The sequence below is a fragment of the Streptomyces canus 299MFChir4.1 genome (genome assembly GCF_000383615.1).
Classification (GTDB): Bacteria; Actinomycetota; Actinomycetes; order Streptomycetales; family Streptomycetaceae; genus Streptomyces; species Streptomyces canus_C.
In genome coordinates this window covers 385,261-408,466 of record NZ_KB911585.1, presented here as the reverse complement: position 1 = coordinate 408,466, position 23,206 = coordinate 385,261, and the positions used below count along the sequence as shown (strand labels likewise).

Below are 23,206 nucleotides of genomic sequence, written 5' to 3'. Positions count from 1 at the left end.
CAGGCGGCAGGCAGCAGGCACCAGGTCTTGGGCCGGCCCGGCCGTGGTCAGCCCGCTGCCGCGCGCCGGGTCAGCGCTGCGATGGCCGCGGCGGTGGCGGCGAGTACCGCGACACTGGTGAGGGCGGCGGGGAGGGAGAACCAGTCGGCCATGAAGCCGATGGCGGGCGGACCGAGGAGCATGCCGCCGTAGCCGAGGGTGGAGGCGATGGCGACCCCGTCGGGCCCGGCCAGCCTGCCCGCACGCTCGACGGCGACCGGGAAGAGGTTGGCCAGGCCGAGCCCTGTGATCATGAAGCCGAGAAGTGCCGCCCAGACGGAGGGGGCGAGGGCGCCGAGCAGCATGCCGAGCGCGGCGGTGGTGCCGCCGCCCACGAGCGTACGGGTCTGGCCGAGTCGCTCCAGCAGCCTGGTGCCGGTCAGCCTGCCGATGGTCATGGCCAGCGCGAAACACGAGTAACCGACCGCCGCGACACCGGGAGTGGCGTCCAGGTCGTGCTCCAGATGCAGGGCACTCCAGTCGGCCAGGGCCCCCTCGCCGTAGGCCGTGCACAAGGCGATCAGGCCGAAGGTGACGACCAGGCCGCGGGTGCGGGGAGGGGCGGGGGCGGGGTTGCCCGAGAGGTGGGGTGCGGACCTCTGCTCCGGCTTGTCCTGCGTGGGCGTCGTGGGCGTCGGGGGCTCGATCCGCAGCAGGGTGCGGCCCGCGACGGCCGTGACCAGCAGTCCGATCACGGTGAGACCGAACAGGTGCCATGTGGGGGACAGGCCGCCGGCGACCAGCCCGCCGAGCCCGGCACCGAGCATCCCGCCCAGGCTGAAGGCCGCGTGGAAGCTGGGCATGATGGGCCGCCGCAGGACGCCCACCAGGTCGACGGCGGCACTGTTGAACGCGACGTTGATGCTGCCGTACGCGGCACCGAAGACCAGCAGCACGGCGCCGAGTGCCGGCGCGGAGTGGGTCAGCGGCGGAAGGGCGACGCTGAGGGAGAGCAGGACGGCGCAGACGACCGTGACCCGGTGGGTCCCGTAGCGGCGGCACAGCCGCCCCGTGAGCATCATGGTGATCACCGCGCCGGCCGAGACCCCGAGGAGGGCGAGGCCGAGGGCGCTGGCGGAGGCGCCGGTCTGTTCCTTGATCGCGGGGATGCGGACGACCCACCCGGCGAAGACGAAGCCGTCGAGGGCGAAGAAGACGGTGAGGGTGATACGGAGTCGGGTGAGGGAGTTGTCCGGCACGGTTATGCGTGTTCGCATTTTGTTTATAAGCGGCACAAAGTCAGCGTAGGTGTGTGCTCGATTGTCGGCAAGGGTGTTCGGGTGAGCGGACTTCTCGTGCGGAGGCCTCACCGGCACCTGCGTCTGTGGTGCGCGGTGGACGGGCTCGTTGGGCACCGCCATCAGATCTGCACCCGTCTGCATGCCAACTTCACTGCGTTACTGGTGAGTCGGGCGCGATGGCGTTGGATGCTGGACGTCACGGAGCTGCCGGGCGGTTGGCTCAGGGCGGTTCCTTGTAGGTGGGAGGAGCGCTCCAGGTGGTTCTTGGCGCACGTGATGGCATGGCGGGTGCGGGTGCGGGTGCGGGTGCGGGTGCGGTCGAGATCGCGCGGCTCGGCGGGCTGTGGCGGGTGACAAGGCCCTGGCATCCGGGGTTACGGCCGTACTTACGCAGCTACGTCGGCTACTGGGAAGCGGTGGCCACCCCGTACGAGGCCCGACTGGTGCCGACCGGGCGGGCGACCCTGTTGATCAGTCTCGCGGAGCCGTTCTCGCAGGTGCGGCGGCTGGGTGTGCGGGGCGGGGGCAGCGGGCGTATCGGGTCGCTCGTGGTGGGGCTTGAGGACCGGCCGGCGATCTGTACGCATCCCGGAGGGCAGGAAGCGATCCGGGTGGAGTTCACGCCACTGGGCGCGTATCGCCTGTTCGGCATGCCGATGAGCGAGTTGACGAACCTGGCCGTCGAGATACGGGACGTTCTGGGGCCCGGGGCCGGCGTGCTGGTGGAGCGGATGGCGGCCGCGCCGGACTGGGCCGTCAGATTCGACCTGCTGGACGAGGCGCTGCTCACCCGGCTCGAGTACGGCCCGCTGCCCACGCCCGAGGTGGCGCAGGCATGGGACCTGCTCTCCGGGAGCGCGGGGGCGATTTCGATCGCCCGGATCGCCGCCGAAGTGGGCTGGAGCCAGGGGTACTTGACCCGGCGGTTCACCCAGCAGATCGGGCTCGCCCCCAAGGCGTCCGCCCGGGTGCTGCGCTTCCGCCACGCCGTGGCGTTGATCGGTCGCGGGGCCGCGAGTCTGACCGAGGTCTCCACGGCCTGCGGCTTCTACGACCAGGCGCACCTCAACCGCGAGTTCCAGGCCATCGCCGGGACCACGCCGGGGTGGATGGCGGCCGCGCGCCGGGTGGAGGGGGCGATGGCTCTGTCCGGGAGTGCAAATTCTTCCAAGACCGCGACGGCGGCGGGCCGATAACCTCCCCGCTGGCACCACAGACGGCCGGTCGGATGGCGCGGGGGACCGTCCGACCGGCCCGGGTGTGCGTCGAGGCCGCAGGGGGTACCGGCCACGGCTGGGGTGTCTGTGGCGGCTCGGGCGCGGGGTCGGTCGTCAAGGGCGTGTGGCTGTGCTGGAGTTTGTCTGCTGTGCGTCATGGGGTCTCTCTGGGGCGGGGAGTCGGCGACGGTCGGTCGGGTGGCGCGGGGGACCGTCCGACCGGTCCGGGCATGCGTCGAGGTCGCAGGAGGTGCTGGCCGCGACCGATCCGTCCTCGTCGACTCGGGAACCGGATCGGTCGTCAACGGCGTCCGGCTGCGCAGGAGTTCGTTCGTCCTGCGCCATGGGGTCTCAATGGAGCAAGAACGCCGACGGCGTGAGAACTGCCCGTGGTCCGTGGTGGGCGACCGCATGGACACGTCGCCCGGTCCGAGGCGCCCCCACCCTCACCCCTGGCCGTGCAGCAGCACCGCCGACTCGATCTTCGAGCGCATCTCCCGCATCACGGCCACGATGTGCCCCTCGTGGTCCCCCGTGAGCCGCGACACCGGCACCGAGCAGCTGATCGCGTCGACGGCAGGTCTCTCGTAGCGCAGGGCGAATCCGAACCCGGCGATCCCGGCGACCGTCTCCTCCCGTTCGACCGAGTAACCGCGTGCCCGCACCTCGGCGAGATCGGCCAGCAGAGTGGCTCGGCTGGTGTGCGTGCCGGCCGTGAAGGCGCTCAACGGCTCGTCGCCGAGCGGGAGTTCGTGGTCGGCGCGCTCCGCGAGCAGTGCCTTCCCCAGTGCCCCGGGCTGCGCGGGCACCCACCGGCCCACGCGGCTGATCGTGCGCGGGTACTCGTGCGACTCCCGGGTGGCGAGGTAGACGACGTCCGAACCGTCCAGCCGCGCGAGGTGGACGGTCTCGCCGAGTGCGTCGGACACCTCGTCGAGATACGGCCGTACCGCGAGGACGCGCAGATCGCTGTCCAGGTAACTCGTGCCGGTGAGCAGGGCGCGGATCCCGACGCTGTAGAGGGACCCGGTCGCGTCGGTGCCGACCCAGCCGCACTCCACGAGGGTCTGGAGCAGGGCGTACATGCTGCTCCGGGGGGCGCCCAGCGCCTCGGAGAGTTCCCGCAACCTCGCGGGCCGTTCGCCCCGGGCGGCGAGCAGTTCGAGCACCGCGACGGTACGGACCGCCGACGTGACCTCGGGTACGCCCGGGCGCTGCGACACGGGCCGATCGTAAGGCGATTCGCGCCGACCCCTTGACCGTTGACGATCTACACACCTAGCCTCCGTCCTCATATGTAGACGATGTCTTTGTATGAGGATCGCATTCAGCGGGATGACTTCGCGGAGCGCCCCGGTGAACTCTCCTCACCGCCCTGCCAGTTCAAGGGAGAACTGACACATGCCGCTCGTGGTGGTCGGGATCAGCGTCCTGGTCCTGCTCTTTCTGATGACGAAGCTGAAACTGAACGGCTTCGCCGCCCTCCTGCTGGTCGCCGTGGGGGTCGCGCTGGTCCGGGGCATCGGTCTTGAGGACATCCCGGACGTGCTCTCCGAGGGGATCGGGGACCAGATCGGCGACACCATGCTCACCATCGGGCTCGGTGCCATGGTGGGCCGCGTGATGGGGGACTCCGGCGCCGCCCAACGCATCGCCGGCAAGCTCCTCGACGTGTGCGGACCGCGCTGGGTGCAGGGCGCCATGGTGCTGTCCGCGATGCTCATCGGCGTCACGATGTTCTACGAGGTCGCCTTCGTGATCATCGTGCCGGTCGCCTTCACCCTCGTCCGGGTCACCCGGGTCAACCTGCTCTGGGTGGGGCTGCCGATGTCGATCGCCCTGTCCACCATGCACAGCTTCCTGCCGCCCCACCCCGGCCCCACGGCCGTCGCGGCCACCTTCCACGCCTCCGTCGGACTCACCCTGTTCTACGGCCTGTTCATCGCCGTCCCGGTCGGCGCGTTCATCGCGCTGCTGTGGCCGCGCCTGCCGTTCGTCCGGCGGATGAACCCCGAGATTCCCAAGGGCCTGGTCAGCGAACGGGTCTTCGAGGAGGAGGAGATGCCGGGCATGGCCTGGTCGCTGGCGGTGGCCCTGCTGCCCGTCGTGCTGATCGCCGGTGCCGCGGTGACCGACCTGGCCACCTCGGGGGACAGTGCCGGACTGCACTTCGTCGCGTTCATCGGCTCCGCGCCCATCGCCCTGCTGCTCACCCTGCTGGTCGCCGTCTGGGTGTTCGGACCACGCATGGGACGCAGCCTGGCGGAGGTCAGCACCTCGTGCCGGGAGGCGGCCCAGGCCATGGCGATGATCCTGCTGGTCATCGGAGCGGGCGGCGCCTTCAAGAACGTCCTGGTCGAGGGCGGGATATCCGACTACATCAAGGACGCGTCCGAGGGCTGGTCCATCTCGCCCATCATCCTGGCCTGGCTGATCGCGGCCATTCTCCGCGTGGCCCTGGGCTCCGCGACCGTCGCCGTCGTCACAGCGTCGGGCGTGGCGCTGCCGCTGCTCGCGGGCGGTGGGGTCCACGCCGAGGTCATGGTGCTCGCGGTCTCCTGCGGGTCGATCGCCTTCTCGCACGTCAACGACCCGGGATTCTGGATGTTCAAGGAGTACTTCAACCTGTCCGTCATCGACGCGATCAAGGCACGCACCACCTATACGACGGTCCTCGCGATCCTGGGCCTCGGCGGTGTACTGGTCCTGGAACAGGTCCTGGACGCCCTGAAGGTCTGACCCCTGCCCCCCACCTCTCCGGAAGGACCCCGCCCCGCATGAGCCAGCCCGTCGTCACGAAGTTCTCCGTCCACCCGGTGGCCGGCCGGGACTCCATGCTCCTGAACCTCTCCGGCGCCCACGCCCCGTACTTCACCCGCAACATCGTGGTCCTGGAGGACTCCGAGGGGCGCACCGGCCTCGGGGAGGTGCCGGGCGGCGCCGGCATCACCCGGACCCTCCGCGACGCCGAGAGCCTGGTCGTCGGTGCTCGCGTCGGCGACTACAAACGCGTCCTGCGCGCGATCCACGACACCTTCGCCGACCGCGACCCGGGTGGCCGCGGCGCCCAGACCTTCGATCTCCGCACGACCGTGCACGCGGTCACCGCCGTCGAGTCGGCGCTTCTCGACCTGCTCGGACAGCACCTCGGCGTCCCGGTCGCCGCCTTGCTCGGCGACGGCCAACAGCGGTCTGCCGTAAGGGTCCTGGGCTATCTCTTCTACGTCGGCGACCCGGACCGCACCGACCTCGACTACGTCCGCGAGCCCGGCGCGGACGTCGACTGGTACCGCGTCCGGCGCGAGCAGGCGCTGACCCCCGAGGCGATCGTCCGCCAGGCCGAGGCCACCTACGACCACTACGGCTTCCGCGACTTCAAGCTCAAGGGCGGTGTCCTGCCGGGCAGCGAGGAGGTGAAGGCTGTACACGCCCTCAAGGAGCGGTTCCCCGAGGCCCGGATCACCCTCGATCCGAACGGCGCCTGGTCCCTGCGCGAGGCGGTCGAGCTGTGCCGTCCGCTCGTCGGCACGCTTGCCTACGCCGAGGATCCCTGCGGTGCGGAAGGCGGATACTCCGGCCGGGAGATCCTTGCGGAGTTCCGCCGGGCCACCGGGCTGCCCACCGCGACCAACATGATCGCCACGGACTGGCGGCAGCTGACCCACGCCCTCGCCCTGCAGTCGGTGTCCATCCCGCTCGCCGACCCGCACTTCTGGACCATGCAGGGCTCGGTCCGGGTTGCCCAGTTGTGCCACGCGATGGGCCTGACCTGGGGCTGCCACTCCAACAACCACTTCGACATCTCGCTGGCGATGATGGCGCACTGCGGTGCCGCCGCCCCGGGTGAGTACAACGCCCTCGACACCCACTGGATCTGGCAGGAGGGCATGGAGCGGCTCACTGTAGAACCGCCACGGATCACCGGTGGTGAGGTCGCCGTCCCCGACACGCCCGGCCTCGGGGTCCGGCTGGACCGCGACCGGCTCCAGGCCGCCGAGGAACTGCACGGGAAGGTGGCCTCGGCGGGCCGTGACGATGCCGCGGGGATGCGGTACTTGATCAAGGACTGGGCCTTCGACGCCAAGCGCCCCTGTCTCGTGCGCTGAGCGGGACAGGCGAGGGTCGGGGGGCCGTCGCCGGATGCCGGAATCGTTGACATGGGCAAAACATCTCATTAGCGTCCGGGACGCTTTGGAAAGCGCTTTCCAGTTCATGCCTCGACTTTCCCCCCCACGGGATCCACCCCCCACAAGAGGACCCCCACATGAACTCACGAAAGGCCGCGGTCGCCGCCGGGCTCCTGGCCGGCACCGGCATCGCCCAGGCCGCCCCGGCCGCCGCGCCCGCACCCCACGAGCAGGTCGCGGCGGCCACCATCACCTGGACCCTGGAGCGGGCGAGCAGCCCCACCGCGGACCAGCAGTCGGCGTACACCCAGATCACTTCGGCCATGAACGCCGCGGTGGCCCGCTACAACAAACTCAGCGATCTGGGGAAGTCCATCACCGTCCGTTACGACCCGAGCGTGCCGACCGCGGACGGCAACCTCAACGGGACCATCCGCTTCGGCAGCAGCCGCAGTTACATGACCGAGCGCACCGCGCTGCACGAGATCGCCCACACCATCGGCGTGGGCACGAGCGCGGGCTGGTCCTCCCTCGGCGGCAACGGTACCTGGACGGGTGCTCAGGCGGCCGCCCTCGTGCGGCAGTACGACGGCTCCTCGGCCAAGTTGTCCACCGGCGGCGGGCACTTCTGGCCCTACGGCCTCAACTACGAGATGGAGTTCTCCAGTACGGCGGCCGACCGCCAGGTGCGGATCGTCGCCGCGATGGTGCGTGACGGTCTGTGATCTGAGGGGGTTGATGTCCAGGGGCGAAAAACCGCTCCCGGACACGGTGTTCGGGCGCAGGGCCCGCCCCTGAGGGGAAGGGCCTTGTCGTCCGGCACCACCCGCGCGCACCGGAGGCTCCCTTGGACGTACACGGCACACCCGACCCTTCCTGGCCCGGCCCGCTCTCCCGCCGCAGATTCCTCCAGGCCGCGGGCGTCACCGCCACCGCCGTCGCGGCGGTCGGCCCACCCGCTGCGGCCACCCCCTCCCACCCGGCCACCCTCACCCTCACAGCCACCACCGGCGGTTCCGCGACGCTCTCCCCGGCCGGCGACCGGCTGGTCGCCGAAGTGCAGAACGTGCTCTGGTCGATCCCGCGCACCGGCGGCACCGCCGTCGCGCTCACCCCGCCCGGCCTCGAACCCACCCGCCCGCAGTTCTCGCCCGACGGCGGCCGCCTCGTCGTGTGCGCCTACCGCGGCGGCGGCTTCCACCTGTGGACGCTGCGGCCCGACGGCGGTGAGGTACGTCAGCTCACCGACGGGCCCTGGGACGACCGCGGTCCCGCCTGGTCGCCGGACGGCACCCGGATCGCGTTCGCCTCCGAGCGCGGGGGCGACACCGTGACCGGCAGCCCGTACCGCGTCTGGGTCGTCGACGTGCGCTCCGGAGCGCTGACCCGGCTCACCGGACACCCCGGGCAGGAGGGCCCGGCGCAGGGCGGTGCCTGGGAGGACTTCGACCCCACCTGGTCGGCGGACGGCGAGCGCGTGCTGTTCGTGCGCGCGGCCGTCACCGCCTCGGGCACCCTGCGCGCCGACACCGTGGCCTCCGTCGCCGCCGACGGCTCCGGACCGGTCACCGTCGAGCACACCGACGACTCCGGCGCCCTGCTGATGACCCCGGCCGTCTCACCGCACGGCCGCCTCGCGTATCTGCGCACCACACCCGCACCCACCGCCTCCTGCACCATCGTCGTGGACGGCGCGCCTGTCACCGTCGACGGCGACGTACTGCCCGCCCCGCCCCGCTGGACCGACGGCGAACGGCTCCTGATCGCGGTGGACGGCCACTTCCGCCTCCTCGACCCCGACGCACCCGCGGCGGGGGAGGAGATCCCGTTCACGGCCGCGATGCCCGTGGACCGGCCCCGCTACCGCGGCAAGGCGTACGACTTCGAGGGCACCGGCATCCGGCCCGTGCGCTCCCTGCATCTGCCCGCCCTCTCGCCCGACGGCCGCAGCGTCGCCTTCGCCGCACTCAACTCCCTCTGGACAGCTTGGACTTCCGGCGGGCGCCCGCCCCGCAAGGTCCTCCAGATCCCGCACACGCGCTATGTGCTGGGACCGACCTGGACCCCCGACGGCACAGGTCTCCTCTACGCGGACGACCGGGACGGACTGTTCGCCGTGCGCCGCCGCGACCTCGACTCCGGCGAGGAGACCGTGCTCGCCGACGGCGGCCGGGTCTTCCCCGCGCTCTCGCCCGACGGGACCCGGCTGGCCTGCCTGGACATGTCCGGCAACCTGGTCGTGCGCGACCTGCCCGACGGCGACGAACGCACCCTCGTCGCCCCGCTCGGGGCGGGCGGTCTGCCCGGCCGTCCCAGCTGGTCCCCCGACGGCCGGTACATCGCCCTGTGCGATCGCAACCGGCTCAACCAGCGCTTCCGCGAGGGCTACAACCTCATCCGGGTCGTGGACACCACCACCGGCACCGCCGCCCTGCACGCCCTCGCCCCGCACACCTCCCTGTCCGACCGCTACGACTCGGGCCCGGTCTGGTCGCCGGACGGCCGCTGGATGGCGGTCATCGCCGAGTCCGCCCTGTGGCTGCTCCCGGTCCGCGCGGACGGCAGCCCCGACGGGAAGCCGCGCCGCCTCACCACCGAGGCCGCCGACCACCCCTCCTGGTCGGCCGACGCCCGCACCCTGCTCTACCTCTCCGCGGGCGCCCTGCGCCTGATCGACGTCCGCAGCGGCAGGGCCCGTACCGTCAGGGTGCCGTTGGACTACCGGCGTCCCCGTCCCGCCGACACCCTCGTGCACGCCGGCCGGTTCTGGGACGGCACCGGACCGGACGTCCGAGAGGACGTCGACGTCCTGATCCGTGACGGCCGGGTCGCGGAGGTCTCCCCGCACCGCGCCGGGCGGCCGTCCGCACGCCGGTTCGACGCGAGCGAGCGCACCGTGCTCCCGGGGTTGTGGGACGCGCACACCCACCCTTGGCAGAGCACCTACGGCGGCCGGCAGACCGCGCTCCAACTCGCCTACGGCATCACGACCGCCGTCTCCCTGGGCGGCTTCGCCTACGAGCAGGCCCGCATCCGCGAGGCCGTCGCCGCGGGCGCCCTCGCCGGGCCGCGCCTGCTGGCCACCGGCGAACTGCTCGACGGGGCCCGGGTCGCCTACAGCATGGGCCGCGCGCACCGCACCCCCGAGGGACTGCGGCGCTCGCTGGCGCGCGCGGCGGCGCTGGACTGGGACTTCGTGAAGACGTACGTCCGTGCCCCGGGCTGGGTGATGAAGGAGGCCGCGGACTTCGCGCACGAACGGCTCGGGGTGCGCAGCGGCAGCCACCTCTGCACCCCGGGCGTCCAGCTCGGGCAGGACCTGACGACCCATCTGCAGGCCACACAGCGACTGGAGTTCGGGCACGCCACCTCCGCCACGGGCCGCGCCTACCAGGACGTCCAGGAGATCTACACCGAGGCGGGCTTCCACCTGATCGCCACCCCGTTCACGGCGCTCGCCCTGCTGGGCGCCGACCCCGCGCTCGCCGCGGACCGCCGGGTGACCACCCTGATGCCGCCGTGGGACACCGCCCTGGTCCGTCAGCAGTCCGGGCAGCCGCCCACCGCCGCCCAACTCGCCACGCTCGACCGGGAGCTGGCCGTCTACCGACGCATTCTGGCCGAGGGCGGGCTCGTCGCGCTCGGCACCGACCAGCCGCTCGTGCCGGTCGGCCTGCATCTGCACCTCGGCCTGCGGGCGCTGCACCGCGGAGGGCTCTCGCCGGCCGAGACCCTGCGCACCGCCACCGTGCTGCCCGCCCGTGTGTTCGGCGCGGACGCCGATCTGGGCACGCTGGAGGAGGGCAAGCTCGCCGATCTCACGGTCGTGGACGGTGATCCCTTCACCGACTTCGACACCCTGATCCGCACGGTGGCGGTGCTGCGCGGGGGCGTGCCCTTCGAGCAGGCGGACCTCGTGGACGCCTTCGACTCCGCGCGGCGCTCCGGCACGTCCTTCGGCACGGCCTCCGGCGCGCCGTCCGATGCTTCGGCCGACGCGGAATGGCTCGAGGTGAGCCGGCAACTGCGCCGTGAGGGCTGCTGCGACCCGGGGACCGCGCTGTGAAAGATGCCGAGAGATACGGAGCGGAAGTCAGCGATACCGGTCTGACGCCTGCGCGCCCACGGGACAGCGGACCTGGTCCGCATCCCCCTCACCGCGGCCCCGCTCTGGCTGCGGGCCGGGGCGCACGTTCTGTGAGCGGGGCGTCGCACACCGCCCCGGTGCTGTGCGCCGACTGTCCGGGGTGCTTCGGAGGTGGGACTCTGGGACGGGAGAGGTATCCGCCGAGGGGACTCGGGAGGGCCCGATGGGACGTGACGTGCCGGCCCTGGTGTTCACGCGGGAGGACCGCCGACGGTACCGGGACAAGATGCACACCTGCCTCGACGTCCTCGCGCAGATGCTGCGCGAGTCCGGCTTCGAGAGCGAGCGGCCGCAGGTCGGGCTGGAGATCGAGCTCAACCTGGTGGGCGAGGACGGGCTCCCGGCGATGCGGAACACCGAGGTGCTCCAGGTGATCGCCGACCCCGCCTGGTCGAGCGAGCTGGGCCGTTTCAACCTGGAGATCAACATCCCGCCCCGCCGTCTCCTGTCCGGCGGGCCCGGCTCCTGGGAGCAGGAGATCCGCGACGCCCTCAACCACGCCGAGGAACGCGCTTCGGCGGTCGGCGCGCATCTGATCATGGTGGGCATCCTGCCCACGCTGGGCGAGGCGGACGTCGGCGAGACCGCTCTGTCCGGCGATCCGCGCTACCGGCTCCTCAACGAGCAGATCTTCGCGGCCCGCGGCGAGGACCTGCGCATCAAGCTGGACGGTGTGGACCGGCTCGCGATGTACGCCGACGCCATCACCCCCGAGGCCGCCTGCACCAGCACGCAGTTCCATCTCCAGGTCGCCCCCAAGGAGTTCGCGGGATACTGGAACGCGGCACAGGCCGTCGCGGGCGTACAGATCGCCCTCGCCGCCAACTCGCCGTACCTCTTCGGCAGGGAGCTGTGGCGCGAGACCCGCATCCCCCTCTTCGAACAGGCCACCGACACCCGGCCCCAGGAGATCAAGGCACAAGGGGTACGGCCCCGGGTGTGGTTCGGGGAGCGCTGGATCACCAGCGTCTTCGACCTGTTCGAGGAGAACGTGCGCTATTTCCCGGCGCTCCTGCCGATCTGCGACGAGGAGGACCCACAGGGGGCGCTCGACGGCGGCGGCGTTCCGGAACTCGGCGAACTGACCCTGCACAACGGCACGATCTACCGCTGGAACCGCCCGATCTACGCCGTCACCGACAGCGGCCCGCACCTGCGCATCGAGAACCGGGTGCTGCCCGCCGGGCCCACCGTGGCCGACATCATCGCCAACGGCGCCTTCTACTACGGCCTGACCCGCGCCCTCGTCGACGAGGACCGGCCGGTGTGGACGCGGATGTCCTTCTCGGTCGCCGAGGAGAACCTGCACACCGCCGCCCGTGACGGCATCGACGCCCGCCTGTACTGGCCGGGGGTGGGCGAAGTGCCGGTCACGGAACTGGTGTTGCGGCGGCTGCTGCCCCTCGCCCACCGGGGTCTGGAGCTGGCCGGCATGGACGCGGAATGGCGCGAACCCCTGCTGGGCGTGATCGAGCAGCGGTGCGTCACCGCCCGCAACGGCGCCCTGTGGCAGACGGAGACGGTCCACCACCTGGAGAAGGCGGGCTGTGACCGCCAGGAGGCCCTGCGCCGGATGACGCTGACGTACATGGACTACATGCACCTCAACGCACCCGCGCACACCTGGCCCGTGGACTGATCACCGCCACTTCTCCGGAGCCGTCAGCGGGACCGGATCAGGCCGCTCGACCGACGTCGACAGCTCGATCCGGCGCCCCTCGGCCGAGGAACGGAGCAGGGCGGTCATCGTCTCCAGCACGTGCAGGGCGAGTTCACCGCTCGCGCGCGGGGGCCGCTGTGCGTCGGCGGCGACGAAGTCGAGCAGTCCGACACCCCGGGCGGCGCCGACGTATCCGGCGGAGGGCGGAAGCGTGCGCCATTGGTCCGCACCGAGTTCGAGCAGCCGTACCTCGCCATCGAAGGTGTTCGGGTCCGGGACCGTGAGGGTGCCCGTCTCGCCGTGGACCTCGATCGGCGCGGCCGTGGTGGTGACGCCGTCGAAGCTCGTCGTGATCGTCGTCAGGGCCCCGCCCTCGTGTTCGAGGACCCCGGAGACATGGCTGTCCACCTCGACCGGGATCCGCTCGCCCGCGCGCGGGCCGGACCCGATGACCCGCTCGGTGCGGAGCCGGCTGGACGCCCCGATCACGGCCCGCACCGGACCCAGCAGATGCACCAGGGAGGACAGGTAGTACGGCCCCATGTCCAGCAGGGGGCCGCCGCCCGCCGTGTAGTAGAAGTCCGGCTGGGGATGCCACCGTTCGTGGCCCGGGGTGACCATGACGGCCGAGGCGAACAGCGGGCGGCCGACGGCCCCGGCGTCCACCGCCGCCCGTGCCGTCTGGACCCCGGTGCCGAGGACGGTGTCCGGCGCGCACCCCACACCGACCGCCGCCTTCTCCGCGGCCTCCAGGACGCCGCGGGCGGCGGTGAGTTCGGCGGCCAGCGGCTTCTCGCCGTAGACGTTCTTGCCGTGACGGATGGCGCCGAGGGCGATCTCGGCGTGCGCCGCGGGGACCGTGAGGTTCAGTACCGTATCGACGTCCGGGGCGGCCAGCAGTTCCTCGACGGACAGCGCCCGTACGCCGGGCAGTTCTGCGGCGACGGCGGCCGACCGGGAGGCGTCCAGGTCGGCGACCGCGGTGACGCGCACGGCGGAGCGGCCGACGAGCGTGTCCAGGTAGGCGCGGGAGATGACGCCGAGACCTATGACGCCTATGCGGTGCGCGTCGCCCACAGCATGCCCCTCTCGATGACGGTACGGACGGCGGGGTGCTCGAGGACGTCGAGACTGTGCCCGGGAGTCGACACCACGATCCGCCCGGCGCCCCACTGACGGGACCAGACGGCGGGGGAGGTGACCGGACGGTGCCAGGGCTGCCACGGCCGGGCGGGATGAGTGGTGGTGGCGAGGACGTCGATCAGGTCGTCGTGGAGCACCCAGTACTGCTCCGTGACCAGCTCGAAGTCCTCGATGCCCGCGGTCACGGGGTGTTCACGGCCGAGATCGGTGAAGGTGACGGTGTGCGGCAGGAAGTTGTCCTCCTCGCCGCCCCGCCGCTCGCACGGTTCCTTGCCCGGATGGGTCGCGAACTGGCCGCCCACCAGGTGGAGATAGTCGGACGAGGCCCGGAACGAGTCGGCGATCCCACCGTGCCAGCCGGTCAGGCCGGTACCGGCCGCGACGGCCGCGCTCAGTCCCGACGCCTGCTCGCCGGTGATCTCGGACATGGTCACGCACTGCAGGACGAGGTCGGTGGCGGCCATCTCGGCGCTGTCGGCGTAGACCTCGGGGGACTCCTCGATGCGGATGTCGTAGCCGTGGCTCTCCAGAAAGGGCAGGAACAGTTCGGTGGCCTTGACCGGCTGGTGTCCTTCCCAGCCGCCTCGGACCACCAGGGCTTTCTTCCGTGTCATCTTGTTCCTTTGCGGGGCAGGAGCGGGTTCCTGGGGGAGATCCCCCAGCGGAGCCGGACGAAATCCCCGGGCGGGGACAGGATTTCGACAACCTCGATATTTGGTATGGACCTGTCAATAGTCAGCGACTAGGCTCTGCCGGGCCAGCCTGAGAGCGCTCTCAGAGAACTCTGCCATCCCGTTGAACGACGAAGGGCAACCTCCATGAGACGCACCCGAATCATGCGCGCGGGCCTCGCCGTGCTGCTCCTGCTCGGTGTCGGCGCGACCGCGGGCACGGTCCCCGCCGCCGCCGACGCGAAGCAGCCCGCCTCCGCCGGTCTCCTCACCGCGATGCAGCGGGACTTCGGCCTCTCGCCCGAGCAGGCCGTCGCGCGGCTCGCCGCCGAGCGGAAGGCCACGGCTCTTCAGCCCGAGGTCCGCCGCGCCGCGGGCACGTCCTTCGGCGGCTCCTGGTTCGACGCCGCCAAGGGCACGCTGACCGTCGCCGTCACCCCCGGCACCTCCGCCACCGCCCTGCGCGAGATACGCGCCACCGGCGCCACGGTCCGCACCGTCGCCCACAGCGCCCGGGAACTCTCCGCCACCCAGGCCCGGCTCGACGCCCTCCCCGCACCGGACGCCGTCAGCAGCTGGCACGTCGACCCCAAGGCCAGCACGGTCGTGGTGAACGTCGTCAGCGGCCGACAGCGTGACAACGATGTCCAGACGTTCGTCGCCCGCGCCCGGAAGGCGGGTCCCGTCACCGTGCGCGAGGTGGCCGCCGCGCCGACCACCTTCGCCGCCGGAACCGTCGGCGGCGACCCCTTCTACACCGGCAACGTCCGCTGTTCCATCGGCTTCTCGGTCTACGGCGGCTTCGTCACGGCCGGCCACTGCGACCAGCACACCGGCAGCGTCTACGGCTGGGACCGCAGCTACGTCGGCAACTTCCAGGGTTCGTCCTTCCCGGACAACGACTACGCCTGGGTCAACGTGGGCAGCGGCTGGTGGACCGTCCCGGTCGTGCTCGGCTGGGGCACCGTCTCCGACCAGCTCGTGCGCGGCTCGAACGTGGCACCCGTCGGCGCCTCGATCTGCCGCTCGGGCTCGACCACCCACTGGCACTGCGGCACCGTCCTCGCCATGAACGAGACCGTCAACTACAGCCAGGGCGCGGTGCACCAGATGACCAAGACCAATGTCTGCGCCGAACCGGGCGACTCCGGCGGCTCGTTCATCAGCGGTGACCAGGCCCAGGGCGTCACCTCCGGTGGCTGGGGCAACTGCTCCAGCGGCGGCGAGACCTGGTTCCAGCCCGTCAACGAGATCCTCAACCGGTACGGCCTGACCCTGCACACCGCCTGAGCGGTCGGGTGGGCCCGGTCCTCGGGCCGGGCCCACCGTGCGCACCGGCTCAGGTGACGTCGGCCACCGAGAAGATCCCCGGGCCGCTGACTCCGTACAGCACCTTCCCCACCAGCAGCGGCGGCACCGAACTCGGCGACAGTTCCTGGAAGGACCGGCCGCCCGTGTCGAAGGACGGGGCGGTACGGCCGATCTCCTTGCCCGTCCCCGGGTCGAGGGCCACGATGCTCGTGTCCGGCATCGTCACGTACAACCGGCCCGTGTGGTAGGCCGGTTCGCTGAAGACGCGCAGGTCGCGCGAGCTGGACCACAGCGGCTTGCCGTGCTTCACATCGAGGGCGAGCAGGGTCTCGTTGCCGTAGTCGAAGATGTACATGGTGTCGCCCTGCACCAGCGGCGGCGCCTCGGGCTCCACGCTCCAGGGGAAGTCGATCCGGCGGGTCTTCCCGCTGCCGAGGTCCTGGACGAAGAAGGCGGCGGACACACCGGAGTCGTCCTCCCAGCGCGCGTAGTAGGCGGTGCCGTCGTGGACCGTCGCCAGCCACAGGTCGCCCTTCGGCGCGTCGACACGGCCCAGGGTCCTGCCGGTCCGCGCGTCGAGGCGGGCGATGCCGCCCTCGCCGCCGCGCAGATCGGCGTAGAGCGTGCCCTCGGGACCTTCGTAGAAGGGGCTCGGCGAGGTGGCGGTCAGCTCGCGCCGCCACAACTCCTTGCCCGTGCGCGGCGCGTAGGCCGCATAGCGTGCCGTGTCGGAGGAGCCGAGCTGGTCAAGACGGACGAGCAGCACTCCGCCCAGAAACTCGAACTGGCCGAGCGGACCCTTCAGTTGCCACAGCCGCTCGCCGGTCCTCGCATCGTAGGCGTCGACGCCCTGCGAGCGGTCCGCGCTGTACACGAACACCACGCCGTCATGGACGAGCGGTTCGCGCACCGAGAAGCTGCTGACCTGCTTGCGGCTCATGGACTTCGTCCAGTCCACGTTGCCCGTCGCCGGGTTCAGCCGCGTCAGGGCGACCTGCTCGGAGGCGCAGAACACGCCGAGCGCGTCCGGGGTGCACGACGGACCGACGCCCGTCGGCTGGTCCTTCCCGTCCGACCCGAGGGCGTTGTGCCAGGGTCGCCAGCCCGCCGGTGCCGTCCCGCCGGGCGTCGTCCGCGGAGCGAGGGCGTCGAACTCGTCGACCGTGCTCGCCGGTTGGTCGTCCACCACGGCGACCGCGGCCGCCCCCGCCCCGCCGAGGAGTGCCACGGCGGCGACGGCGGCCCACAGTCTCCGCCCGCGGCGCCCGCGCCGGACCGGCCCGCTGTCGACGAGCTGCGAGGTCACCATGTCCGTCGAAGGGAACTGCGGCGCCGGGACCGGTTCTTCGGCCGGTCGCCCCTCGGGCAGTTCCTCCGGAAGCCCCGCCAGCAGCTCCAGGACCTGGCCCGACGCCGGCCGGTCCGCGGGTTCCTTCGCCAGGCAGCGCGAGATCAACGGCCGCAACTGCTCAGGCAGTTCACGGAGCCGCGGCTCACCGTGCACGGTGTTGTACGCGGCCAGGTAGGCGTTCTCCGCCTCGAAGGGGCTGTGCCCGGTGGCCGCGTACACCAGCACCGCGCCCAGCGAGAAGACGTCCACCGCGGGGCCGACCTCGTGCGGGCGGCTGAACTGCTCCGGCGCCATGAAGGGCGGCGAGCCCATCACCATGCCGGTCTGGGTGCGGACATCGCTGTCGGCCGCGCGCGAGATACCGAAGTCGATGACGCGTACGGCCCCGTCGTCGCCCTCGCTCTCCAGCAGCAGCACATTGCTCGGCTTGAGGTCCCGGTGCACGACCTCGGCGCGGTGGATCTCCCGCAGTGCCTCGGCGAGTTCGGTGCCGAGCCGCCGCAGCGCGGGCCAGTCCAGCGGTCCCGACTCGTCGACCAGTTCCGCGAGGGTGCGGCCCGGGACGAACGCGGTGGCCATCCACGGCCGTGCCGCCTCCGGGTCCGCGTCCACGACCGGCGCCGTGAACGCGCCGCTGACCCTGCGGGCGGCGGCGATCTCCTGCCGGAACCTCGCCCGGAACTCGGGGTTGTCGGCGTACCGCGTGTGGACGACCTTCACCGCGACGGCCCGCCCCGAGGCCGATCTGCCGAGATAGACGACTCCCATGCCGCCGGTCCCGATCCGCGATTCGATCCGGTAGCCGCCGACGGACTCCGGATCGTTCTCGCGCAGGGTCACCGTGTCTCCTTCACCGCTGCTGGCCAGGACGGCTGCGGTCCGGACTCTTCTGACAGGAACCCCTCACTCTAGAGGGGTGTCGGTCCGTGGGGGACGTCGATCCCGGCTTGTCGCGCGGCCGGAACCCGGCGGCATCGCGCTTCTCGGGGGAACGCACGGGGTCGATCCCGGCACCTGGCCCTATTCTGAGGAGGCATGAAGGGGGCTCGGGGCGGGAGTGCGTGCGGTGAACCACCGGAATCCGAGGGGTCGTTCGGTCCGCTCGTCGTCACCGGACAGCCGATGTATCTGAGGGCCGCGCATGTCGACCTTCCCGCGGAGAACCCCGACCCGACCGTGCTGCCCGCGATCACGCTGCTGGGACGCGGCTGGGGTCCCGGCAGCGACCCCGGCGAACTTCCCCTGCCTCCCGGGCAGTTGCTCGCGGGCCAGTACCGGCTGATCCGGCCGCTCGGCTACGGCGGCATGGGCGAGGTCTACCTCGCGCTCGACACCAAGGTCGACCACCGCGAGGTCGCCATCAAGATGCTGCACCCGGATCAGGCGGCGGCCGCGGCGGGTGCCCTGGCCCGGGAGCGGCGGGCCCTCGTCGACCTCGGCCATGACGACATCATCCGAGTCTTCAACTACGGGCATCACCCCGAGGTCGGCGACTTCCTCGTCCTCCAGTACGTGGACGGGCTCACGCTGGAGGAGGTGCGGGCGCGGGCGAAGCTGAACCCGGGGGAGTTCGGCGACCAGCGCTTCCACGAGTTCGTGCTCGCCTACGGTGTGCGGATCCTGTCGGCCCTCGCGTATCTGCACGCCGACCGGCCCGGCAAGGTCTACGGCGACCTGAAGCCGGACAACGTCATGCACGACGGCACCACGACGAAGATCATCGACGTGGGCAGCGTACGCCCGGCCGGGGCGCCGGGGATGACCACGGCCGGCTTCAGCGCCCCCACCGTGGGGCCGTACGGCGAGTCCAGACCACAGGACGACCTCTTCAGCCTCGGCGAAACGCTGCGCCGCCTGTGCGGACTGGGCACGTCGGCGGAGGACTTGGGCCGCCTTGGGGATGTTGAGACGCTGGGGGTGGGGGAGGCGCCGGCTACCGAGGAGAGGCCGGCCGCCCGGGGTGCCTTGTTCGCCGCCGAGCGAGCACGGATCGTTGAGGAGGCTTTGGCCACGGGCGAGAATCCGGTGGCCCGGGACGCTCGTGGGGCTGAGGAGAGTTTTGGCGGTGGGGGGAGATCGGGTGCCGCCCGGGGAGCGGCTGAGGGGGCGCTGAGCACCGGTGAGGCGTCCGGGGTGGCTCATAGTTCGGGGGCGGCGGAGGACCGGAGCGTAGAGTCCGACTCGGGCGGCGAGGAGCCGGGTGTCGCCCAGAGGCCGGCTGGCGGGGAAGTGCCGGGTGGCGCTCAGGGGGTGGTTGGCGGGACGGCGATGGGTGTGGTGGTCCAGGGGTCGGGCGGCGGGGAGGCGCCGGGTGGCCGAGCGGCACGGAACCTCGGTGAGTCTGCGGATGTCTCTCGGACACCCGCCCCCGCGCCGCCGCAAGCGCACGCCGAACCCAGCTCTCCACGTCCCGTTCAGTCGTCAGGTGCCGTGCGGGCAGCGGGCGTTGCCTACAACGAGTCGGTCCCGCAAGCGACCGCCAAGGAACCCTGGGTGCCCGGCGACGCCACCGCCCCCGTTCCCCGCGGTCTCGGGCTTCTCTCGCTCGCCCGTGTCCTGCACCGCGCCACGCTCAGCGAGCCCGCGGGGCGGTTCGCCGACGCGCGGGAGATGGAGCAGCAACTGCGGGGCGTGTTCCGCGAGTTGAGGTCGCTGCGTACCGGTGCCGAGACCTTCGAGCCCTCGCCGCTCTTCCTGCAGTCGGCCTACGCCCTCGACGGCGCCCTCGGCTCCGCGCCACCCCTCGCCCACTGGACCGCCCCCGACGCGCCGTCCCCGTTCGCCCCGCCCTCGCCCGCCGAAGTCGCCCAGCGCCTGCCCGTCCCGCGCCCCGACCCCCACGACGAGCATCACGCCGAGCTGAGCAGACTCGCCGACGCCGCCCCGGAGGCCCTGCTCCAGCACATCGGCGACTGGCGGGACTCGACGGAGGTCCATTTCCTGCGCTGCCGACTGCGGTTGCGGAACCCGGCCGACGGACCGGAAGCCGCCGAGCGGGAACTGCGGGCGGCCGAGGCACGGATCGGCCCCCGCCGCGCCCCGTACGACTGGCGGCTGGACTGGCACCACGGACTCCTGGCCCTCGCCCGCGGCCAAGTGAGCGCGGCCTGGCGGCACTTCGACCGGGTGTACGCGGCGATCCCCGGCGAGTACGCGCCCAAGCTGGCCCTCGGACACTGCGCGGAACGCCTCGGGCGGCGGCACGAGGCCCTGACCTTCTACGAGGCGGTCCGGCTGCGCAACCCGTCCCTGGGCAGCGCGGCCTTCGGCGCCGCACGGGCCCGGCTCGCGCTGGACGGCGAAAGGGCACGCGAGGAGGCCGTACGCGAACTGGACGCCGTACCCCAGCACTCGCGGCACCGGACCGCCGCGCGTACCGCGGCCGTGCGGATCGGCATCGAGTACGTGCGCAGGGCCGGGCACGACGACGAGGCGCCGCAGCGGCTGCGCGAGGTACTGGGACGCCTCGCCCTGCTCTTCCACGCGCACGGCCTCACCGACGAGGAGGCCAGGGTCCGGATGACCGTCGAGGTCTGGGAGGCCGTACAGGGCGCCCTCGCCCGCGGCGCCCTCGGCGCGGCGGACCTCGCGGCCCTGTCCGCCGGCGCGGACCCCCGGCTCGGCCTCCCGCCCGACGAACACCGCCTGCGGGAGGACCTGTCCCGTCGCTATGTCACCCTCGCCCACCAGGCCGCCCGCTCCGCCGCCCCCGAGGACGCGGCCGTGGCCGAAATCCTCCTGGACCGCGCCTACGCGGTCCGCCCGCTCGCCTTCCGACACCACAGGGACAGCCCATGGCTCGGCAAGAGAGTCGCCGACTGGCTCCGGACGGTCGCTTACGCGCCGTCGCACAGGACACCCTCCACCTCACGCGGGCCGTCGCCGCCGTAACCGCCGAACTCGTCCGCCGGGTCCACCGCTACGCCTGGCCCTCCGCCGTCGGCCACCGCAACCGTGCCTACCTGCGGGACCGGCTGGTCGCGCTGCCGCTGCTCGCCGTGGTGGCCTTCGGGGCGCTCGGCTGGGCCTACACCGGCGTGCGCGGTGACTCCGCGTACATCCGGGAGCGCGCCGCGCCCGCGCTGGTCGACCTCGCGGACGCCCGGGCCTCGCTGCTCATCGCGCAGGGCGAGGCCGAGCGGAACCTCGCCGAGGGCCGGGCGGCCGAGCTCAGCGGGCTCAGCGAGCGGTACCGGACCCGGATCGCCCGCGCCACGCAGAGCCTGAACCAGGTCACCCGCAGCGGAGCCCTCACCGTCGCCGAGGAACAGGAACTACGGGTGGTGTCCGCGCTGGTCGTCGACTACACCGGCTGGATCGGCCGGGCCCAGGGCCACGCCACCGACCCGGTCCTGCGCGACGCCGAACTCACCTACGCGCGCAGCATGCTCTGCTCGCAGCCCGTCGCGGCGACCGGCAGGAACCCGTATCCGGCCTGCCCGGCCGCGACCGGCTCCGCCGCCACCTCCATCGTCGACCGGGTGACCGGTCTGGAGGCGCGGCTGCGCGCGCGGCTCGCCGACCGGGCCGCCTGGGGCGCGGACACCATCACCGCGGCGGTGATCGCCGTCCTCGCCTTCGCCCTGCTCGCCACCGGGCTGTGGCGGACGGTGTCCTTCCTGCACCACCGCTTCCGGATCCGGCTGAGCATCCCCCTCGCGGCAGCCGCCCTGCCGTTGCTCGCCGTACCGTTCCTGACGGTTGACGCCCTGCTGGCCCTGGACGCCCAGCACGGGACCGTCCCCGTCGCGGACGCGCTGGCCGAGAAGACCTCGCCCCGGACGGAGACGGCCGCCGAGGAAAGCCCCTTCGCCGGACCGGAGCCGCAGGCCATCGAGACGCTGCGGGCCCGGATCGACGAGGACCTGGCGGACGGGCGGCTCGCCTTCCTCGACGGCATCGCCCCGTTCGTGTTCCCCGCGGGCCTTGCCGTCGCGGCCGTGATCGCCGGCACGCTGCACGCCTACCGTCGCGAGTACCTTGTCGTCACCCGCCCCGGAGCCGTCGCATGAGCCGTGTCCTGCGCGTCCTCCTCGTGGCGTGTCTGCTCGCCCTCGTCCCCGGCTGCGGGTCGGACACCCGCGACCCGCTGGTCGTCCTCGGCCCCTGGACCGGCGAGGAGGGCAAGGCCTTCGAAGCCGCCCTCGACAAACTGGACGACGGGACCGGACGGACGTACACCTACGAGGGCACCCGCTCGCTGCGCGAGACGCTCGTCTCACAGCTGGAGGCCGACGATCCGCCGGACGTGGCGGTCCTCAACAGCATCGGCGAACTCACCGAGTACGCCCGCCGCGACGAGCTGAAGCCGCTCGCCGAGGCCAGCGCCGAGCGCGCCTATCCGCCCTGGGCGCCGACCTTGCTGGTGGACAGCCGGCGGCGCACCTACTGGGTGCCGCTGAAGGTCGACCTCAAGAGCCTCGTGTGGAGCAAGCGCGGCGCGTCGGGCAAACATCCCACCTGGTGTGTCGGCCTCGCCTCGCAGGCCACCTCCGGCTGGCCCGGCACCGACTGGATCGAGGACCTCGTGCTCCACCAGGCGGGCCCCGCCCTCTACACCGAGTGGGCCACCGGCCGCCTCGACTGGCGGAACCCGGCTGTCGAACGTGCCTGGACCACCTGGGCGAAACTGCTCGGCAAGCGCTCCCCGAAGTCGGTGGAACACTCCCTGACCACGTCGTTCGAGGGCTCGACCGGCCCGGACGGACAGCCGCGCGGCCTGCTCGCCTCGCCCGGTTTCGACTGCACGCACGAGCACCAGAGCGCCTTCATCCGCTACGTCTACACGGGCGACGACGTGACGGTGGAGCCGTCGGCCCGCTATCTGGACGGGCAGTCCGCGTACCGGGACGCCTTCGAGGTCGCCGGTGACATGGCCGCCGTCTTCAGCGACGACCCGGACGCCCAGCAACTCGTCGAACGGCTGTCGAGCCCGGCCGGGCGGGAGCTCTGGTGGTCGGAGGCCGATCCCGCGGTACGGCCGCTGTTCCCGGACACGGCCGGGTTGTCGCCGCCGGCCTCCGCGACACCGGTCGAGCGGGAGATCGACTCCCTGCTCACCTCCCGCGCCCGCACCCTCTGCTTCGACGCCTCCGACGTGATGCCGCCCGAACTCCGGGACGCCTTCCACCGAGCGGTCCTGGAGTTCTTCCGCGACCCCACGCAGCGGCAACTCGGCTCGCTGCTCCAGCAGTTGGAGACCGTACGCGTCCAGGTGAACACGGACTCCGGCGTCGACCGCACCTTCCGGCCACCGCAGGACATCTGCGCGTAGCGCGCGAGCGGGCCGCCCGGCCCGT

At 72.1% G+C, this 23,206-nt stretch carries 15 protein-coding genes; 10 read left to right on the top strand and 5 right to left on the bottom strand.

The window, feature by feature from the left end:
- Nucleotides 1–47: 47 nt before the first annotated feature.
- On the bottom strand, nt 48–1,256 hold the full coding sequence (locus H293_RS0112735) for an MFS transporter (RefSeq protein ID WP_033415364.1): 1,209 nt from the start codon (nt 1,254–1,256) through the stop codon (nt 48–50).
- A 305-nt stretch (nt 1,257–1,561) separates the two neighbouring features.
- On the opposite strand from H293_RS0112735, the gene H293_RS0112730 reads away from it, so the two are divergent.
- Complete coding sequence (locus tag H293_RS0112730) at nt 1,562–2,476, top strand: helix-turn-helix domain-containing protein (RefSeq protein ID WP_020118270.1); 915 nt, start codon at nt 1,562–1,564, stop codon at nt 2,474–2,476.
- 467 nt (nt 2,477–2,943) lie between these two features.
- On the opposite strand, the gene H293_RS0112725 is transcribed toward H293_RS0112730, so the two are convergent.
- Nucleotides 2,944–3,720 (bottom strand): IclR family transcriptional regulator, encoded by a 777-nt coding sequence (locus tag H293_RS0112725; protein WP_020118269.1) that lies wholly within the window; start codon nt 3,718–3,720, stop codon nt 2,944–2,946.
- Between the two features lie 178 nt (nt 3,721–3,898).
- Here H293_RS0112725 and H293_RS0112720 point away from each other — a divergent pair, with 178 nt between their 5' ends.
- The 5 genes from H293_RS0112720 (at nt 3,899) to H293_RS0112700 (ending at nt 12,410) form a co-directional block, all read left to right on the top strand.
- Nucleotides 3,899–5,236 carry a gluconate:H+ symporter gene (locus H293_RS0112720; protein WP_020118268.1) on the top strand — a complete coding sequence of 446 codons (1,338 nt, stop codon included), beginning with the start codon at nt 3,899–3,901 and terminating at the stop codon, nt 5,234–5,236.
- A gap of 38 nt (nt 5,237–5,274) precedes the next feature.
- On the top strand, nt 5,275–6,603 hold the full coding sequence (locus H293_RS0112715) for an enolase C-terminal domain-like protein (RefSeq protein WP_020118267.1): 1,329 nt from the start codon (nt 5,275–5,277) through the stop codon (nt 6,601–6,603).
- Between the two features lie 158 nt (nt 6,604–6,761).
- Complete coding sequence (locus tag H293_RS0112710) at nt 6,762–7,349, top strand: hypothetical protein (RefSeq protein ID WP_020118266.1); 588 nt, start codon at nt 6,762–6,764, stop codon at nt 7,347–7,349.
- A 122-nt stretch (nt 7,350–7,471) separates the two neighbouring features.
- Nucleotides 7,472–10,690 (top strand): amidohydrolase family protein, encoded by a 3,219-nt coding sequence (locus H293_RS0112705; protein WP_020118265.1) that lies wholly within the window; start codon nt 7,472–7,474, stop codon nt 10,688–10,690.
- A 244-nt stretch (nt 10,691–10,934) separates the two neighbouring features.
- Complete coding sequence (locus H293_RS0112700) at nt 10,935–12,410, top strand: glutamate-cysteine ligase family protein (protein WP_020118264.1); 1,476 nt, start codon at nt 10,935–10,937, stop codon at nt 12,408–12,410.
- On the opposite strand, the gene H293_RS0112695 is transcribed toward H293_RS0112700, so the two are convergent.
- Together H293_RS0112695 and H293_RS0112690 are read right to left on the bottom strand one after the other, a co-directional pair.
- A complete protein-coding gene (locus tag H293_RS0112695) occupies nt 12,411–13,508 on the bottom strand; it encodes a Gfo/Idh/MocA family protein (RefSeq protein WP_020118263.1) in 1,098 nt (365 codons plus the stop codon).
- On the bottom strand, nt 13,487–14,188 hold the full coding sequence (locus H293_RS0112690; protein ID WP_020118262.1) for a ThuA domain-containing protein: 702 nt from the start codon (nt 14,186–14,188) through the stop codon (nt 13,487–13,489). Before H293_RS0112690 ends, H293_RS0112695 begins: the two co-directional genes overlap by 22 nt.
- A gap of 204 nt (nt 14,189–14,392) precedes the next feature.
- Between H293_RS0112690 and H293_RS0112685 the strand changes: the two genes are divergently transcribed.
- A complete protein-coding gene (locus tag H293_RS0112685; RefSeq protein WP_028807786.1) occupies nt 14,393–15,535 on the top strand; it encodes a S1 family peptidase in 1,143 nt (380 codons plus the stop codon).
- A 49-nt stretch (nt 15,536–15,584) separates the two neighbouring features.
- On the opposite strand, the gene H293_RS0112680 is transcribed toward H293_RS0112685, so the two are convergent.
- On the bottom strand, nt 15,585–17,747 hold the full coding sequence (locus H293_RS0112680) for a serine/threonine-protein kinase (RefSeq protein ID WP_020118260.1): 2,163 nt from the start codon (nt 17,745–17,747) through the stop codon (nt 15,585–15,587).
- A 282-nt stretch (nt 17,748–18,029) separates the two neighbouring features.
- On the opposite strand from H293_RS0112680, the gene H293_RS0112675 reads away from it, so the two are divergent.
- Genes H293_RS0112675 through H293_RS0112665 form a run of 3 tightly spaced genes read left to right on the top strand, consistent with a single transcriptional unit; the run spans nt 18,030 to nt 23,181 of the window.
- A complete protein-coding gene (locus H293_RS0112675) occupies nt 18,030–20,798 on the top strand; it encodes a tetratricopeptide repeat protein (RefSeq protein WP_020118259.1) in 2,769 nt (922 codons plus the stop codon).
- The gene (locus H293_RS53730) at nt 20,702–21,919 is read left to right on the top strand and encodes a hypothetical protein (RefSeq protein ID WP_020118258.1); all 1,218 of its coding nucleotides are present in this window, start codon (nt 20,702–20,704) and stop codon (nt 21,917–21,919) included. The genes H293_RS0112675 and H293_RS53730 overlap by 97 nt, the downstream gene beginning before the upstream one ends.
- Nucleotides 21,916–23,181 carry a hypothetical protein gene (locus tag H293_RS0112665; RefSeq protein WP_020118257.1) on the top strand — a complete coding sequence of 422 codons (1,266 nt, stop codon included), beginning with the start codon at nt 21,916–21,918 and terminating at the stop codon, nt 23,179–23,181. Before H293_RS53730 ends, H293_RS0112665 begins: the two co-directional genes overlap by 4 nt.
- Nucleotides 23,182–23,206: the final 25 nt, after the last annotated feature.